The organism is Paraburkholderia sacchari, from assembly GCF_000785435.2.
Lineage (GTDB): Bacteria > Pseudomonadota > Gammaproteobacteria > Burkholderiales > Burkholderiaceae > Paraburkholderia > Paraburkholderia sacchari.
Window position 1 is genome coordinate 282924 of the sequence record NZ_JTDB02000002.1, and the last position, 13784, is coordinate 296707.

Annotated in this window: 13 protein-coding genes and 1 tRNA gene; 6 read left to right on the plus strand and 8 right to left on the minus strand. The window is 62.9% G+C overall.

Annotated elements, in window-relative coordinates; translation table 11 throughout:
* Nucleotides 1-141: 141 nt before the first annotated feature.
* The 5 genes from NH14_RS08050 to adh form a co-directional block, all read right to left on the minus strand.
* Nucleotides 142-945 (minus strand): hypothetical protein, encoded by an 804-nt coding sequence (locus NH14_RS08050; protein WP_035523314.1) that lies wholly within the window; start codon nucleotides 943-945, stop codon nucleotides 142-144.
* Nucleotides 891-2777 (minus strand): tetratricopeptide repeat protein, encoded by a 1887-nt coding sequence (locus NH14_RS08055; RefSeq protein WP_052147864.1) that lies wholly within the window; start codon nucleotides 2775-2777, stop codon nucleotides 891-893. Before NH14_RS08055 ends, NH14_RS08050 begins: the two co-directional genes overlap by 55 nt.
* Nucleotides 2778-3256: 479 nt before the next feature.
* The gene (locus NH14_RS08060; RefSeq protein WP_035523317.1) at nucleotides 3257-3736 is read right to left on the minus strand and encodes an AraC family transcriptional regulator; all 480 of its coding nucleotides are present in this window, start codon (nucleotides 3734-3736) and stop codon (nucleotides 3257-3259) included.
* Nucleotides 3737-3869: 133 nt separating this feature from the next.
* Entirely contained in the window at nucleotides 3870-4250 is a 381-nt protein-coding gene (locus NH14_RS08065; protein WP_035523319.1) for a DUF779 domain-containing protein, read from the minus strand.
* 100 nt (nucleotides 4251-4350) lie between these two features.
* Nucleotides 4351-5871 (minus strand): aldehyde dehydrogenase, encoded by a 1521-nt coding sequence (adh, locus tag NH14_RS08070; RefSeq protein WP_035523322.1) that lies wholly within the window; start codon nucleotides 5869-5871, stop codon nucleotides 4351-4353.
* Nucleotides 5872-6232: 361 nt separating this feature from the next.
* Between adh and NH14_RS08075 the strand changes: the two genes are divergently transcribed.
* Nucleotides 6233-6427: a hypothetical protein gene (locus NH14_RS08075; RefSeq protein WP_035523325.1), complete on the plus strand. Its 195-nt coding sequence runs from the start codon at nucleotides 6233-6235 to the stop codon at nucleotides 6425-6427.
* Nucleotides 6428-6452: 25 nt separating this feature from the next.
* Here the strand turns inward: NH14_RS08075 and NH14_RS08080 are convergent, their stop codons facing one another.
* Nucleotides 6453-6770, minus strand: a complete 318-nt coding sequence (locus NH14_RS08080; protein WP_035523328.1) for a hypothetical protein — start codon at nucleotides 6768-6770, stop codon at nucleotides 6453-6455.
* A 246-nt stretch (nucleotides 6771-7016) separates the two neighbouring features.
* Here NH14_RS08080 and NH14_RS08085 point away from each other — a divergent pair, with 246 nt between their 5' ends.
* Nucleotides 7017-7295, plus strand: a complete 279-nt coding sequence (locus NH14_RS08085) for a hypothetical protein (protein ID WP_176329234.1) — start codon at nucleotides 7017-7019, stop codon at nucleotides 7293-7295.
* 100 nt (nucleotides 7296-7395) lie between these two features.
* On the opposite strand, the gene NH14_RS08090 is transcribed toward NH14_RS08085, so the two are convergent.
* Nucleotides 7396-7471 (minus strand) — tRNA-Lys (locus NH14_RS08090).
* A 306-nt stretch (nucleotides 7472-7777) separates the two neighbouring features.
* Between NH14_RS08090 and NH14_RS08095 the strand changes: the two genes are divergently transcribed.
* Together NH14_RS08095 and NH14_RS08100 are read left to right on the plus strand one after the other, a co-directional pair.
* The gene (locus NH14_RS08095; protein WP_035523333.1) at nucleotides 7778-8182 is read left to right on the plus strand and encodes a PaaI family thioesterase; all 405 of its coding nucleotides are present in this window, start codon (nucleotides 7778-7780) and stop codon (nucleotides 8180-8182) included.
* A 38-nt stretch (nucleotides 8183-8220) separates the two neighbouring features.
* Nucleotides 8221-9117: a patatin-like phospholipase family protein gene (locus NH14_RS08100; protein WP_035523336.1), complete on the plus strand. Its 897-nt coding sequence runs from the start codon at nucleotides 8221-8223 to the stop codon at nucleotides 9115-9117.
* Between the two features lie 75 nt (nucleotides 9118-9192).
* Here NH14_RS08100 and NH14_RS08105 read toward each other — a convergent pair whose 3' ends face one another.
* Nucleotides 9193-10206 (minus strand): D-2-hydroxyacid dehydrogenase family protein, encoded by a 1014-nt coding sequence (locus NH14_RS08105; protein WP_035523936.1) that lies wholly within the window; start codon nucleotides 10204-10206, stop codon nucleotides 9193-9195.
* A gap of 396 nt (nucleotides 10207-10602) precedes the next feature.
* On the opposite strand from NH14_RS08105, the gene NH14_RS08110 reads away from it, so the two are divergent.
* Complete coding sequence (locus NH14_RS08110; protein WP_035523338.1) at nucleotides 10603-12453, plus strand: phosphoenolpyruvate carboxykinase (GTP); 1851 nt, start codon at nucleotides 10603-10605, stop codon at nucleotides 12451-12453.
* Between the two features lie 213 nt (nucleotides 12454-12666).
* Complete coding sequence (gvmR, locus tag NH14_RS08115) at nucleotides 12667-13767, plus strand: transcriptional regulator GvmR (RefSeq protein WP_035523341.1); 1101 nt, start codon at nucleotides 12667-12669, stop codon at nucleotides 13765-13767.
* Nucleotides 13768-13784: the final 17 nt, after the last annotated feature.

Below are 13784 nucleotides of genomic sequence, written 5' to 3' on the forward strand. Positions count from 1 at the left end.
CAAACCGAACAATGAGAAAGGTTTTAGAGCGCGGCAAAGTCGCGCCCCCCACTCTACTCGACCAAGGGCCTAGAGCGCGGGCTATTCGCGCCAGCCGGTGCCATCCTACCAACTCATGTGTCGCCCAACTCATGGCCCGAATCAGCGCCGCGGTCCAGTGTCCGCCGCCGCAAAATACGGCATGACGTAGGACGGGGTGCCCTCCCGGATCGTCATGACCACCTTCACCTCCATCGGCCGACGCTGGCGGGAGACGCGACCAGGCCCAAGCTTGACCGTCAGTGAGGAGGCGTCTTTGGGGACGACTATGATCGGCCGAACCATCGCTTCCTCGTCTGGAAAGAAAGCTCCTTTAAGACCAGCGCATTCTTCGCAAAGCGTGGCCCACTCAGGCGAAGGCTTGGATGGCGGAACCTCGGCGACATCCTGCTGATAATCGCTCTGAATCGTGTCCTCGACGCATCGAGCGACAGCCTCCCCAACCCGATAAACGAGCCAGAAATTCATCATCATGTCTCTTCTGAATGAGAAGGCGGTCTGCATCTTGTCTTTCGATTTGTGAAGCTTCCTGTTTGGCCCAATGGCGCCCGCCGGATAAGCACCGTTTAGAAAAAACCCGCAAATCGGACCATCCGGCGTGCTCGCGTTGCACAACGTCAAATGCCCGCTCGCGTGTTTCAGCTCGTTCACCAGCACCCCAAGACACGGATCGCGATACCTCTTGATCACCTCCTCTTGAAACGCCTTCCACCCGGGCAACGCGGTGGCGTCAAGAAATTGCCAATGGAATTTATGGATTTTCCCCGCAATCGGAGGGCGCAGACACCGCAAAATCTCCGTGCACGCGTCGATGTGTTCGTTGAGCCGATCGAGCAAGGTTTCGTAGACGCTCAGAAGTTCTTCGCCGCCGGTTGCATCTCTTGCCAGTGCGACCTCGGTCTCCATGCGGCTGAGCAAGGGAAGCGCACACGCTCAGCCTCGATGCCATGCGCCGCAAGACGCGTCGCGAGCCGCTCGCGCGCGCTGCCGGGTGGCGCCATCAAGATGAGGCGAGCGTGGGGCAGCGCGGCGAACACACCGGACCAAAGCGCCAGCGTCGCGCCGGTGAGCTTGCAGGGGTTGTTCAGACATCCGAACATAATGTGCCCAGCCGAATGTGCTGAAACTACCGGCAACGCGCCCGGTTCCAGCCCCTGAGAAAGCGCGTCGTAGCACCAGAACGCATCGGGGAGGCGCACTGACCGTTCCGTGTACTGGCCGTCGACGTTCGGCATTTCCACCGGGTCGAGCCACGGATCGGTGAGCCGCCATCCGATCGACGGGCTGCCGGTCGTCCCCGGGTAGGCGAGCCACGCCACCTGCACGGGCGCGGGCCGCCGCGCGAACACCAGGCGCCGCGCGCCGCCCATGTGCATCGTGAGGTCGACGAGTATGTCGATTCGATCGTCGCGAATCTGCTGTGCAAGGCGCGCGTCGTCGAAATCGCGAACGTCGCGCCATACGTCGGCGAGCTTCATGAGTCGCCCGGTCACATCGTCGTGCTGAGCGCTCAACGCATAGCAGACGATCTCGAACGCCGCGTGATCGTGATGACGCAATAACGGCATCGTGAAGAGCGACTGGCAGTGGTTGCGAAAATCGGGCGAGACATAGCCGATGCGCAGCCGCCGTTCGGGCTCCGGCGCGTTCGCATGGTGTGCGTTCGCGCTCGCGGCAAGCAACGCCGCCTCGTGCCGCGCCGAGAACTGCTCGGCCTCTACGCGAACCGCGTGAGCGTCGTCGGCGGCGAACATCAGCGCGAATAGCAGGTTGCTGTTGGCGCCGATATTGGCGGGATCGCATGCCATCGCCCGGCGATAGCATGCAATGGACGCCTCGATGCAGCCGCTCTTGCTCATGACGTTGCCGAGATTGATGTGCGCTTCGGCGAAATCGGGTTTCAGTTCGATGGCGCGGGTAAACACCGCTCGCGCTTCGTCGATGCGGCCGCGGCTCATGAAGACGTTGCCGAGGTTGTTCCATGCGGACACTCGGCGCGGGTCGAGTTCGAGCGCGCGTTCGAGTGCCGACTTCGCCTCGTCGATGCGGCCCTCGCCCCACAAGACACAGCCCAGATTCGTGAGCACTTCGACAGAATTCGGCGCGAGCTCGCGGGCGCGTTCGAGCACGGCCCGCGCTTCGGTGTTGCGATTCATCGCCAGCAAGGCTTTGCCGAGGTTGTTCCAGGCATTCGCCTGGGATGGCGCGATCTCCACCGTGCGTCGCAGCACGGCCGCGGCGCGCGCCGGCTCTCCGGCGTTCAACAACATGGTCCCGTAGTTGAAGTGGATGCCGGGATGATCGGGCGCCAGGGCAATCGCGCGCTCGAAGAGGCGCGACGCCTGTTCAGGCTCTCCCTGCTCGCCGTAGAGGTGGCCGAGATTGTTTAGCGCGATGGGGAAATCCGGCTGCAACTCGATCGCGCGGCTCAGTGCATGAATCGCCATGCTGCGCTCGGCTGCGGAGCGGCAAGTCAGGGCCAGGCTCACGAGAAAAGCCGGACTCTCACGCACCGCGAGCGCGCGGCCAATCAGTGCACGCGCTGCCGAACGGTCCCGGTCCAACTTGAGCAGGCCGGCAAGGTGCAGTGCATCGGCATCGTGAGGATTCGCGGCGACAAGCCGCTCGCATATCGCGCGCGCGGCTGCAGTTTCGCCGCGATGCCAGGCGGCCTCGGCAGCTGCGAACAGGTCGCCGGGGATTAACGGCCCGGAAGCCCCGGTGTTGGAGATTGCCATGGTTGGAAACGCCCCTGCGGGCCGCCTGACGACGCAGGCCGGACACAACGAGACGTGAAGATGCGGAGCCGCTTATTGTCGTGGCGTCGCGGCGCTCTCGAATTGATTTTGAACAACGGGCGGACGCGCGCCGAGCCGGTTGGGGCGCGCACGGCAACTATCCACAGACCTCTGCGGATAACCCAAGGAAAAGCCCTGGAAATCACTGTGCACGAATCGGGGATAACTTTGCGGCACAGAAAAACAGGGAAAAGTTGCCAGCAGCAGTCCAGCGTTGTCCTTGAAACGCCCGCAGGGTTATGAATTTCCCACCACCTTGTTTACTCAACGGTTTTTCCCGGTTATCCACAGGAAACCCAGGGGCTTGTTAACTATTACTACGTTTACGTATACATAAGTTAAAAAAACCTTAGAAGCCTCGCACCGGAAGTGGCTCCAGCCGCCGGAACAGCCTGGACCGGCGGCATTGAGCCATCCGATCAAATCAACCGGATATACAACTCCGTGCGTAAATCGTCGGGCGCCACTTCGTCCGGCGTATTCAAATAGATTTCGAACGATGGCGTCGAAAAATCGGCCTTGCGCCCGGACTTCGGCAGCCAGTCGTTGTAGAACCACATCCACGAATCGCCGAGGCCTTCATACGGACCCTTGTGCAGCAGCATCGCGTGCTCACCGCCGCGCAGATGGATTTTCTCGACGGGCGCGATGATGTCGACATCCGTCGGCTGCTCCAGATGAATGGCCGCTTTCGAGCGCAGCTTCGATGCCTCCACCTGATTGGGATCGTCGTAATAGATGCCGACCATGCGCGCGCCCGACGTGCGCACCTTGCGCTCGCTGAGCCATTGCGCGAGCGTATAGAACGCGTCGCCAATCTTCATGTATGGGCCCACGTGGCCGACGGCAAGCAGATCTAGCTGATCGAGGGTGACGAGCTTTACTTCGCGGTGTTGCATGATGGCGTCTCCAGGTTCGACGGCCGGCCGGGCCGCGCAGGTTGATCCGCTCCAAGATAGCACTGTGTTTGGAGAGATGTCCTTTCCTGGATCTGGCACGCGGGATGCATGCGCCGCTAAAGCTCCAGGGGACTCACAGGCTGACTCGTCTCACCGGATGCGCTTCGAGCCACGCATGCTCGTCGTCGTCGTAAAGCCGCGAACGCGTGAGAAAGCGCAGCCCCGTGGGCCGTTCCAGCGAGAACATGCCGCCATTGCCCGGTACGGCGTCGATGATGAGCTGCGTATGCTGCCAGTACTCGAACTGCGCTTCGGTCATATAGAACGGCATCCCGCCGATCTCGCCGAGTTGCACGTCGGCGCCGCCGACCATGAACTCGCCAGCGGGAAAACACATGGGCGCGCTGCCGTCGCAGCAGCCGCCCGATTGATGAAAGAGCAGGGGGCCGTGCTCGCGTTCTAGCTGCCCGATCAATGCGAGCGCGGCCGGCGTGGCGGTAACGCGTGCAACCATGTGGTGAGTCCTCCGTGCTTCGGCGCCAGACCGGCCGGGAAGACTGCTCATCCCGGCCGGTCTGGCTACCCGGCGATCATGATCGCGATCGCTATCGGAATCAGAAGAAGCCCAGCGGCTTGTCGCTATAGCTGACAAGCAGGTTCTTCGTCTGCTGATAGTGATCGAGCATCATCTTGTGGTTTTCGCGGCCGATGCCCGACTGCTTGTAACCGCCGAACGCTGCGTGCGCCGGATACGCGTGATAGCAGTTGGTCCACACGCGCCCCGCCTGAATCTCGCGGCCGAAGCGATACGCGCGCGTGCCGTCACGCGTCCAGATACCGGCGCCGAGGCCATAAAGCGTGTCGTTGGCAATTTCCAGCGCTTCTTCTTCGGTCTTGAAGGTCGTCACCGAAACGACCGGGCCGAAGATCTCTTCCTGGAAGATGCGCATCTTGTTGTGGCCGCGGAAAACCGTGGGCTTCACGTAGTAGCCGTCGCCGAGTTCGCCGGCCAGCTTGTTGCGCTCGCCGCCGATCAGGCATTGAGCGCCTTCCTGCTTGCCGAGGTCCACGTACGAGAGAATCTTCTCCAGTTGCTCCTGCGAGGCCTGTGCGCCGATCATCGTCTTCGGGTCGAGCGGGTGGCCTTGCTGGATCGCGGCCACGCGCTTGAGCGCGCGCTCCATGAAACGGTCGTAGATCTTCTCGTCGATCAGCACGCGTGACGGGCAGGTGCACACCTCGCCCTGGTTGAGCGCGAACATCGCGAAACCTTCTAGCGCCTTGTCGAAGTAGCTGTCGTCGTGATCGAGCACGTCGGCGAAGAAGATGTTCGGGCTCTTGCCGCCCAGTTCCAGCGTCACGGGAATGATGTTCTGGCTCGCGTACTGCATGATCAGGCGGCCCGTGGTGGTCTCGCCGGTGAAGGCGATCTTGGCGATGCGGCGGCTCGATGCGAGCGGCTTGCCCGCTTCGAGGCCGAAGCCGTTCACCACGTTGAGCACGCCCGGCGGCAGCAGATCCTGAATCAGTTCCGCGAGTACGAGCAGCGAGGCGGGCGTCTGCTCGGCGGGTTTGAGCACCACGCAATTGCCGGCGGCGAGTGCGGGCGCGAGCTTCCAGGCGGCCATCAGGATTGGAAAGTTCCACGGGATGATCTGGCCCACCACGCCGAGCGGCTCGTGAAAGTGGTAAGCGACGGTGTCGTGATCGATTTCCGAGATGCCGCCTTCCTGCGCGCGCACGCAACTCGCGAAGTAGCGGAAATGGTCGATGGCGAGCGGAATGTCGGCGGCGAGCGTCTCGCGCAGCGGTTTGCCGTTATCGATGGTTTCGGCTACTGCGAGCTTTTGCAGGTTTTGTTCGAGACGATCGGCGATGCGATTGAGGATGTTGGCGCGCTCAGTCGACGAGGTCCTGCCCCACGCAGCCTTGGCCTTGTGCGCGGCGTCGAGCGCGAGTTCGACATCGGCTTCGCGCGAGCGCGGAATCGAGGTGAACGGATGGCCGGTGATAGGCGAAATATCGTCGAAATATTCGCCGCCGAGCGGCGCCACCCATTCGCCGCCGATGAAGTTGCCGTATTGCTTCTTGTAGGGGAATTCGGTGTTCAAAAACTGCATGTCTGCGTGATTCATCTGCGTGCTCCTCGCTTGTCTCTATCGATATGGACGTGCGCGGTCCTCATGTGCTGATGGTGCTGACGGCCGCGCAACCGGAGCGCATTAACGCCAGAACCATGCCAGTGAGCACGCAACCACGGTGCGGCGGGCGTTTGAGGGACCGTCGGGGGCAAAAAGCGGCGTCAGGCGCCGCTACGCGATGCGAGAGCGCAGGCGTGTGTTGTGCCGTGGCGGAACAGCGCGGCGCGACGCTGTTCAGAAAAGGAACAGACGAGGAACAACAGCAGAGCAATGCGGAGAGCGGCGCGTGGAAAAATGCGGCGCGCACGGCCCGCATGCTGTAGGCTTTGCACCCGTAACAGCAAGGAGAGTTTGCATGTCGAACACATTCGTCTGCCGCAATCAGTCGTGCGGCACCCCGTGGGAGCAGAGCGAGGTGGTGATCAAGAACGAGGGCCAAGGGCCTCTGTTCCGTTGCCCGCTGTGCGGCGCCCGCAATTACCTCGAGCAGTTCGAAGACGACGACGGCAACGTCGTCTACGAGCAGGTGGACGGCAAGCCGTTTCTCTAATCCGGGGGCGCGCCCGCATGGGGCGTCAGAGGATTTCGGACGCGAGCGAGATGCCGAAGATCAGGCCGCCGACCAGACCGAGCGCGCGGCCGACGAGCAGCAGATTCAGGTCTTCATCGAGCATGCCGGCGTCGCGCCGCTCGCGCAGCACTGTCCGGTGGAGCAGCGGACGCGGGAACAACAGGCACGCCGAAATCAGGGCCGGCACGGCTAGCCGGACAAGTGCGCCGTAATGGCGATCAGATGGAAAATCGGCCCAGACCAGCAGCACAACGAGAAGCGCGGTGAGGATTGCGCCGACGATTGCGCCGGCGACGAGTTTGTCCGTGGGATGCCCGTGCATGACAACTGCCCAAGTGTTTTTGATGGCACCATCATCTGATGTATGTCAGGAAATCCACATCGGAGCAGTCCTAAAACACTTGCACCACGGTTGTCGCGGCGCATAAGCGATAAGCATGATGCGTGCCAATACACGCATTTTGCGACAGATTTGCACCTATCCGTTCGAGTAGGCTGGCGTCGCCCCGTCATCGTCCTACAGTACCGTCATACGAAAAGAAACACTGTCGTCCATACGGGGTGCACCATGACATTTGTCGAACAAGAAATCGCGCACATTGCACGCGTGATGCCGCTCTCGCTCGCGGGCGACTTCGAAGAACCGGTCATGGGCGTCGAATATTGGCGCAATCGGCTGCATACCCTGCTCCAGCAAAATCATTTGACCCACGCTCAGCTTGCGACCGTCGATACGCTTTTGCGTCAGCTCGACGGTTTCGAGGTGTTTGGTCGTTGGCTGCCGCAATCGAAGGTGGTGGCGCGTCTTGCTGTGCGGATGAAGCAAACCAGATTGGCGGTGGTTTGAATCGGTTGCCAACCGAACCGTGTGCGCCCTGCGCAGTGTCAAGGCAGGCGCTGAAAAGCAAAAAGCCCGGTCAGAGACCGGGCTTTTTGCATGAATTCGCTGGTGGGGCGTGAGTGACTCGAACACTCGACCTACGGATTAAGAGTCCGCTGCTCTACCAACTGAGCTAACGCCCCCAACAGAAAAAAAATTATGCACGACTTTTTGAGAGTTGGCAAGCCCTTTTCGCAAAATTCCTGAAAAGTCGTCGTTGGGCCGTGGGCGCTTCCATCAGCGAAGGGCGGGCGGGGTTTCGGCATAGCGTCGGAATTATGTCGCGTTGGGCCATGGGCGATGCGTCCCGGTATGATGTCGCCACGTCGCGCTGATTCCCGGCCGGCGAGCCGCGTCGTGCCACCCGATCCCGCTGTCCGAACCGCATGGTGGACCGATCGGGCGACCTTGCCGCGCGGCATGTATTCCAGACCAGAAGGCATAAGACGATGGACGAAAAGGCAATCGACGCGCTGCTCGAGCGCGTGCTGGCGCCGTGGGTGAAGGCGCTCAGGATGAGGCCGGTCGAGGTCACCGAGGAGAGCGCCACGATGCGTCTGCCGTTTTCCGGCGAACTGCGTCATTCGGGCGGCGGGATTTGCGGCCAGGTCTTCATGGCGGCCGCGGACACGGCGATGATCGTCGCCATTACCGCCGCGCTCGGCGAATTCAAGCCCATGACCACCGTTGCGCTCAACACCAATTTCATGCGCGCCGTGCGCAAGGGCGACGTGACGATCACCGCACGTGTGCTGCGCATGGGCCGCAATCTGGTGTTCGGCGAAATAGAACTCTACGACGAAGAGGGCCGCATGGCCGTCCACGCGACCTCGACTTACGCGCTCCTCGACTAAGCTCTAGCCTTCGGCACGATCTGAAAGATAGAGGGCGCATGTTCGATCAAGTGGTCTTTGCTGGCGGCGGCAATCGTTGCTGGTGGCAGGCGGGGTTCTGGGATGTCGTGCAGCCCGAGTTGCGGATTAGCCCGCGCGTGATTACCGGCATTTCGGCGGGCGCGGCCACCGCCTGCATGCTCTACGTGCGCGACTCGCAATGGGTCATGCGCTATTACGCGCAAGCGCTCAAGCACAATACGCGCAACGCCTATTGGGGCAACCTGCTGCGCGGCGAGTCGGTGTTCCCGCACTACCGCATTTATCGCCAGGCGCTGCTCGACATCTACGGCCCGCACTTTGAGAGGCTGCAGGATGCGCCCGAGATCCGCATCGGCGTTTCGCATCTGCCGCGCTGGCTCGGCGCGCGCAGCGCCGTCGCGGCGGGGCTCATTGCGTACAACATCGAAAAGCACGTCCGCAAGACGCTGCATCCCACGCTCGGGCGCAAGCTCGGCTTTCATCCGGAGTTCGTCGTCGCGCAGGATTGCGAGCGCGTGGACGACCTCGCCGATCTCGTGCTGCAGTCCTCCTGCACGCCGCCTTTCACGCCGGTCCTGCGCCGCAACGGCCGGCCCGTGCTCGACGGCGGCATGGTCGACAATGTGCCCGTGGGCGCGCTCGACGATACGCCGGGCCGCGTGCTCGTGATGGTGACGCGCCTGTATCCGCGTCCTCAGATGTTCGTCGTGAAGCACCACACGCGAGGGGCGGGCGGTGAAGCCAGCGGCGAGCAGCAGCGCCTGTATGTGCAGCCTTCGGCGAAGGTGCCGATTTCGAGTTGGGACTACACGAGCCCGCAGCAGATGCAGCACGCCTACAACCTGGGCGCCGAGGACGGCGAGCGTTTCCTCGAACGTTTGCCCGAAGTATTCGAGGCTGCCGCGCACGCGTGAAGAAGGTGCGAACGTTGCGCGCACCATGAAAAAGGCGGCCTGGGCCGCCTTTTTGTTCTTTCGCCGCTTGTGTGACTAGCGGCGGCGCACGCCCTGCAGCGCCTCGGGATTCGCAACGTGCGAGTAATCGCCCGCATCGAACGCGAGGATATTGCGGAACGCCGCGCCGAAGTAAAGCTCATAGCTCTCGCGTTCCACATAGCCGATGTGCGGCGTGCAGATTACGTTTTCCATGCGCAGCAGGCTGTAGCCCTGGAGGATCGGCTCGCTCTCGAACACGTCGATGGCGACCATGCCCGGCCGGTTGTGCGAGAGAGCGCCGAGCAGCGCGTTTTCTTCGAGCAGTTCCGCGCGGCTCGTATTGACGAGCAGGGCAGTCGGTTTCATGCGCAACAGGTCTTCCTGCTTGACGATGCCGCGCGTGTCGTCGTGCAGGCGCAGGTGCAGCGAGAGGATGTCGCTCTCCTCGAACAGCGCTTCGCGGCTTGCGGCTGCTTCATAGCCGTCGGCGCGTGCGGCTTCGAGCGAGTGCTCGCGGCCCCACACGACCACGCGCATGCCGAACGCCTTGCCGTAGCCCGCTACGAGGCGCCCGATCTTGCCGTAGCCCCAAATGCCGAGCGTCTGGCCGCGCAGCACCTGGCCGAGGCCGAAATTGGGCGGCATCGCCGAGGTCTTGAGGCCCGACTGCTGCCACGCGCCTTGCTTGAGGTTGGCCACGTACTGCGGAATGCGCCGCTGCGCGGCCATGATGAGCGCCCACGTGAGTTCGGCGGGCGCGACCGGCGAGCCGGTGCCTTCGAGCACGGCGATGCCGCGCTCGCTGCACGCGGCCATGTCGATGTGCGGGCCGGCTTTGCCCGTCTGGCTGATCATGCGCAGATGCGGGAGTTTGTCGAGCAGTTGCGAGGGGATGCGCGTGCGTTCGCGGATCAGCACGAGCGCGTCTACTTCCGCGAGGCGGCTCGCGAGCTGGCCGAGACCGCGCACGGTGTTGTTGAAGACCTTGACATCGTGATCGGCAAGCAATTGAAAGCAGTCGAGCTTGCGGACGGCGTCCTGGTAGTCGTCAAGGATGGCAATTTTCATGGCAGCTTGGGTGGTGGTGGCGCACATCTCGGTGCGACTCGATGTTTATCTGGTGGTTATCCCACTATGCAGCGAGCAGCAGGCTGGTATCAATACAAGGGTGCCTTCCGGCACGCGGAACAGGCGGGTATTCCATTTGCTATTCACTGCTGATGTTCTATGCAATAGCGCCCGGTACAGCCAGATCGGGTTTGAGTGAGAATTTCCCCCCCTTTTATCAGCTTGAAGGGTTCTGACGCAAGCCGCTTTACAGACGGTTGCGAACCCTCGCTGTCAGGGGCTTGACGACCTGCCTTGCCGCGCGAATGAAGCTGGTGGTTAGCGCGGCCGTGCCTCTCGCATGCAGCGTCGAAAGGGCCCGAATCGATTTTCATAAGCCCCCATGGAGACATATCGATGAATCATCCTGACTTCCCCGCTCAGGCTGCTGTACAAGCACCGGCTTGGGTCCGGCACCGGAAACTGGTCGAGTGGGTTCAGAGGGTTGCCGCCCACACCCAGCCCGAGCGCATCGTCTGGTGCGATGGTTCGCAAGAGGAGTACGACCGTTTGTGCCAGCAGATGGTCGACGCGGGCACGATGCGCCGCCTCAATCCGCAAAAGCGCCCGAACTCGTATCTGGCCTGCTCCGATCCATCGGACGTGGCGCGCGTGGAGGATCGCACCTTCATCTGCTGCGAAAAGAAGGAAGATGCCGGCCCCACCAACAACTGGATGGCGCCCGCCGAGATGCGCGCGACGCTCGACGGCCTGTTCGCCGGCTCCATGCGTGGACGCACGATGTATGTGGTGCCGTTTTCGATGGGGCCGCTAGGTTCCCCCATCGCGCATATCGGCGTCGAGCTTTCTGATAGTCCGTACGTGGCCGTGAACATGCGCATCATGACGCGCATGGGCCGCGCCGTGTACGACGTGCTAGGCGAGGACGGTGCGTTCGTGCCATGCGTGCACAGCGTCGGAGCGCCGCTGGCGGCGGGCGACAAGGACGTGCCGTGGCCATGCAACGACACCAAATACATCGTCCATTTCCCGGAAACGCGCGAGATCTGGAGCTATGGCTCGGGCTACGGTGGCAACGCGCTGCTCGGCAAGAAGTGCTTTGCGTTGCGCATCGCCTCGACGATGGGCCGCGACGAAGGCTGGCTCGCCGAGCACATGCTGATTCTCGGCGTGCGCTCGCCCGAAGGGCGCAAGTATCACGTCGCGGCAGCGTTCCCGTCGGCGTGCGGCAAGACCAACTTCGCCATGCTGATCCCGCCGGCCGCCATGAACGGCTGGGAAATCACCACGATCGGCGACGATATTGCCTGGATCAAGCCCGGCGCCGATGGCCGCCTCTACGCGATCAATCCGGAAGCCGGCTATTTCGGCGTCGCGCCGGGCACGAGCGAAAGGACCAACTTCAACGCCATGGCGACGCTCAAGGAGAACGTGATCTTCACGAACGTCGCGCTCACCGACGACGGCGACGTCTGGTGGGAAGGCATGACGGACGAGCCGCCCGCGCACCTGATCGACTGGCAGGGCAAGGACTGGACGCCGGCCATCGGCAAGGAAACGGGCCGCAAGGCCGCGCATCCGAACGCGCGCTTCACGGCGCCCGCCTCGCAGTGCCCGTCGATCGATCCCGCCTGGGAGGATCCGAAGGGCGTGGCCATCGACGCCTTCCTGTTCGGCGGCCGCCGCTCGACCACGGTGCCGCTCGTGACCGAGGCGCGCGACTGGACCGAGGGCGTGTACATGGCCGCGACCATGGGCTCCGAGACCACGGCGGCGGCGGCGGGGCAGCAGGGCGTGGTGCGGCGCGATCCGTTCGCGATGCTGCCGTTCTGCGGCTACAACATGGCCGATTACTTTGGCCACTGGCTCAAGGTGGGCGAGCGCCTCTCGAAGCTGGGCGCGACGCAGCCGCGCATTTTCTGCGTGAACTGGTTCCGCAAGGGCGAGGACGGCAAGTTCGTCTGGCCAGGCTTCGGCGAAAACATGCGCGTGCTCGAGTGGATGGTGCGCCGCATCGAGGGCAAGGCCGAGGGCGCGGACCACGCGTTCGGCGTCTCGCCGCGTTACGGCGATCTGAACTGGCACGGCCTGAATTTCACGCCTGCACAGTATGAACAGGTGATCTCGGTCGACGCCGAGGCATGGCGCGCCGAACTCGCGTTGCACGCCGAGCTTTTCGCCAAGCTCGCCCACGGCTTGCCGCAGGAGCTGAGCGACGCGCGCACGGCACTGGAGACGCGCCTTTAAACATCGGATGAGGGCGGGAGTGTTCGCTGGCGGCATTGTTTCGATTCTGGAAACAATCGCCGCTGTAACAATGCGTAATAAGTGAAAGTCGAGAAAAACTTAAAGAAATTCCGATAATCTTAGGCAACTTCTGCACGAATTCTCATGTCGTAGGAGAATTCGCGGTTTCCGCTGCCGTCTTCTGGCAGACAAGCAACAGGCAGGAGTTGTTACATGGATCATTTGCAGTCGATGCGAGTATTCGTCAAGGTGGCCGACCTCGGCAGTTTTGCCCGGGCGGCTTCCGCGATGGATATCTCCAATGCGGTTGCAACGCGTCACGTCGCCGACCTCGAAGGGCGGCTCGGCACGCGTTTGCTCAACCGCACGACCCGCAGCCTCTCCCTCACCGAATCGGGCCAGGTCTATCTCGAGCGGGCCCGCCAGATTCTCGACGAGCTCGAAGACGTCGAGCAGATGGTGGTGGCGCGCAATCATGAGCCGGTCGGCACACTGCGCATCGTGGCGCCGGTGGTATTCGGGCTGCACAACCTCGCGCCCGTGCTGCAGACGTACACGCAGCGTTACCCGCAGGTGGTCCCCGACGTCACGCTGGTCGACCGTCAGGTCGATCTCGTTGAAGAAGGGTTCGATCTGGGCGTTGTGACCGCGCGTCAGATGCGCAGCGCGAGCATCGTCACGCGCCGCCTCACCACGGGCTGCATGACCGTGTGCGCCACGCCGGCCTACCTGGAAAAGCACGGCACGCCCACGCGCCCCGAGCACCTGATGGAGCATCCGTCGCTGTCGCTGCCCTCGGAGTACTGGGGCGACGAGCGGGTCTTCACGGGGCCGGAGGGCGAAGTGCGTGTGCGTCCGAGCAACGTGATCATTGCGAACAACACCGAGATGCTGCGCCAGTTCGCGCTGCTCGGCATGGGCATCACGATCCTGCCGAGCTACCTGATTGGGCGCGATATGACGCGCGGGCGTCTCGTGCGTCTACTCGGCGAATATCGGCTGCCGCAGGTCGAGATCAACGTCGCGTACCCTAGCCGCCGCCATCTGCCGGCGAAGGTGCGCACGTTCATCGATCACCTCGTCGAGCACTTCAGCCAGACGCCGAACAGCCAGCTTGGCGAGCAGTGGGTCAAGGACGGGTTCGCACGCCCGGCGAACGGCGCAGCGCACCCAGCGGCGCCCGAGGCGTTCGACGGCTCGGAGCCCATTTCCGATCTGCTCGACGGCGAGCGTCCCGGCGCGCAAAGCGAGCGCCCCTCGAAGGCGCCGCGCGCGGCAGCGCGCACGCGGCCGACGGCGTTGTCGCCGCTATAAGCGCGTTATTTCGCTTA

Coding starts and splice junctions, on each gene's coding strand:
- NH14_RS08085 (WP_176329234.1), top strand. CDS start 7,017: ATGACATTTGTCGAACAAGAAATCGCGCACATTGCACGCGTGATGCCG.
- NH14_RS08055 (WP_052147864.1), bottom strand. CDS start 2,777: ATGGCAATCTCCAACACCGGGGCTTCCGGGCCGTTAATCCCCGGCGAC.
- NH14_RS08095 (WP_035523333.1), top strand. CDS start 7,778: ATGGACGAAAAGGCAATCGACGCGCTGCTCGAGCGCGTGCTGGCGCCG.
- NH14_RS08075 (WP_035523325.1), top strand. CDS start 6,233: ATGTCGAACACATTCGTCTGCCGCAATCAGTCGTGCGGCACCCCGTGG.
- NH14_RS08080 (WP_035523328.1), bottom strand. CDS start 6,770: ATGCACGGGCATCCCACGGACAAACTCGTCGCCGGCGCAATCGTCGGC.
- gvmR (WP_035523341.1), top strand. CDS start 12,667: ATGGATCATTTGCAGTCGATGCGAGTATTCGTCAAGGTGGCCGACCTC.
- NH14_RS08105 (WP_035523936.1), bottom strand. CDS start 10,206: ATGAAAATTGCCATCCTTGACGACTACCAGGACGCCGTCCGCAAGCTC.
- NH14_RS08060 (WP_035523317.1), bottom strand. CDS start 3,736: ATGCAACACCGCGAAGTAAAGCTCGTCACCCTCGATCAGCTAGATCTG.
- NH14_RS08100 (WP_035523336.1), top strand. CDS start 8,221: ATGTTCGATCAAGTGGTCTTTGCTGGCGGCGGCAATCGTTGCTGGTGG.
- NH14_RS08110 (WP_035523338.1), top strand. CDS start 10,603: ATGAATCATCCTGACTTCCCCGCTCAGGCTGCTGTACAAGCACCGGCT.
- NH14_RS08050 (WP_035523314.1), bottom strand. CDS start 945: ATGGAGACCGAGGTCGCACTGGCAAGAGATGCAACCGGCGGCGAAGAA.
- NH14_RS08065 (WP_035523319.1), bottom strand. CDS start 4,250: ATGGTTGCACGCGTTACCGCCACGCCGGCCGCGCTCGCATTGATCGGG.
- adh (WP_035523322.1), bottom strand. CDS start 5,871: ATGAATCACGCAGACATGCAGTTTTTGAACACCGAATTCCCCTACAAG.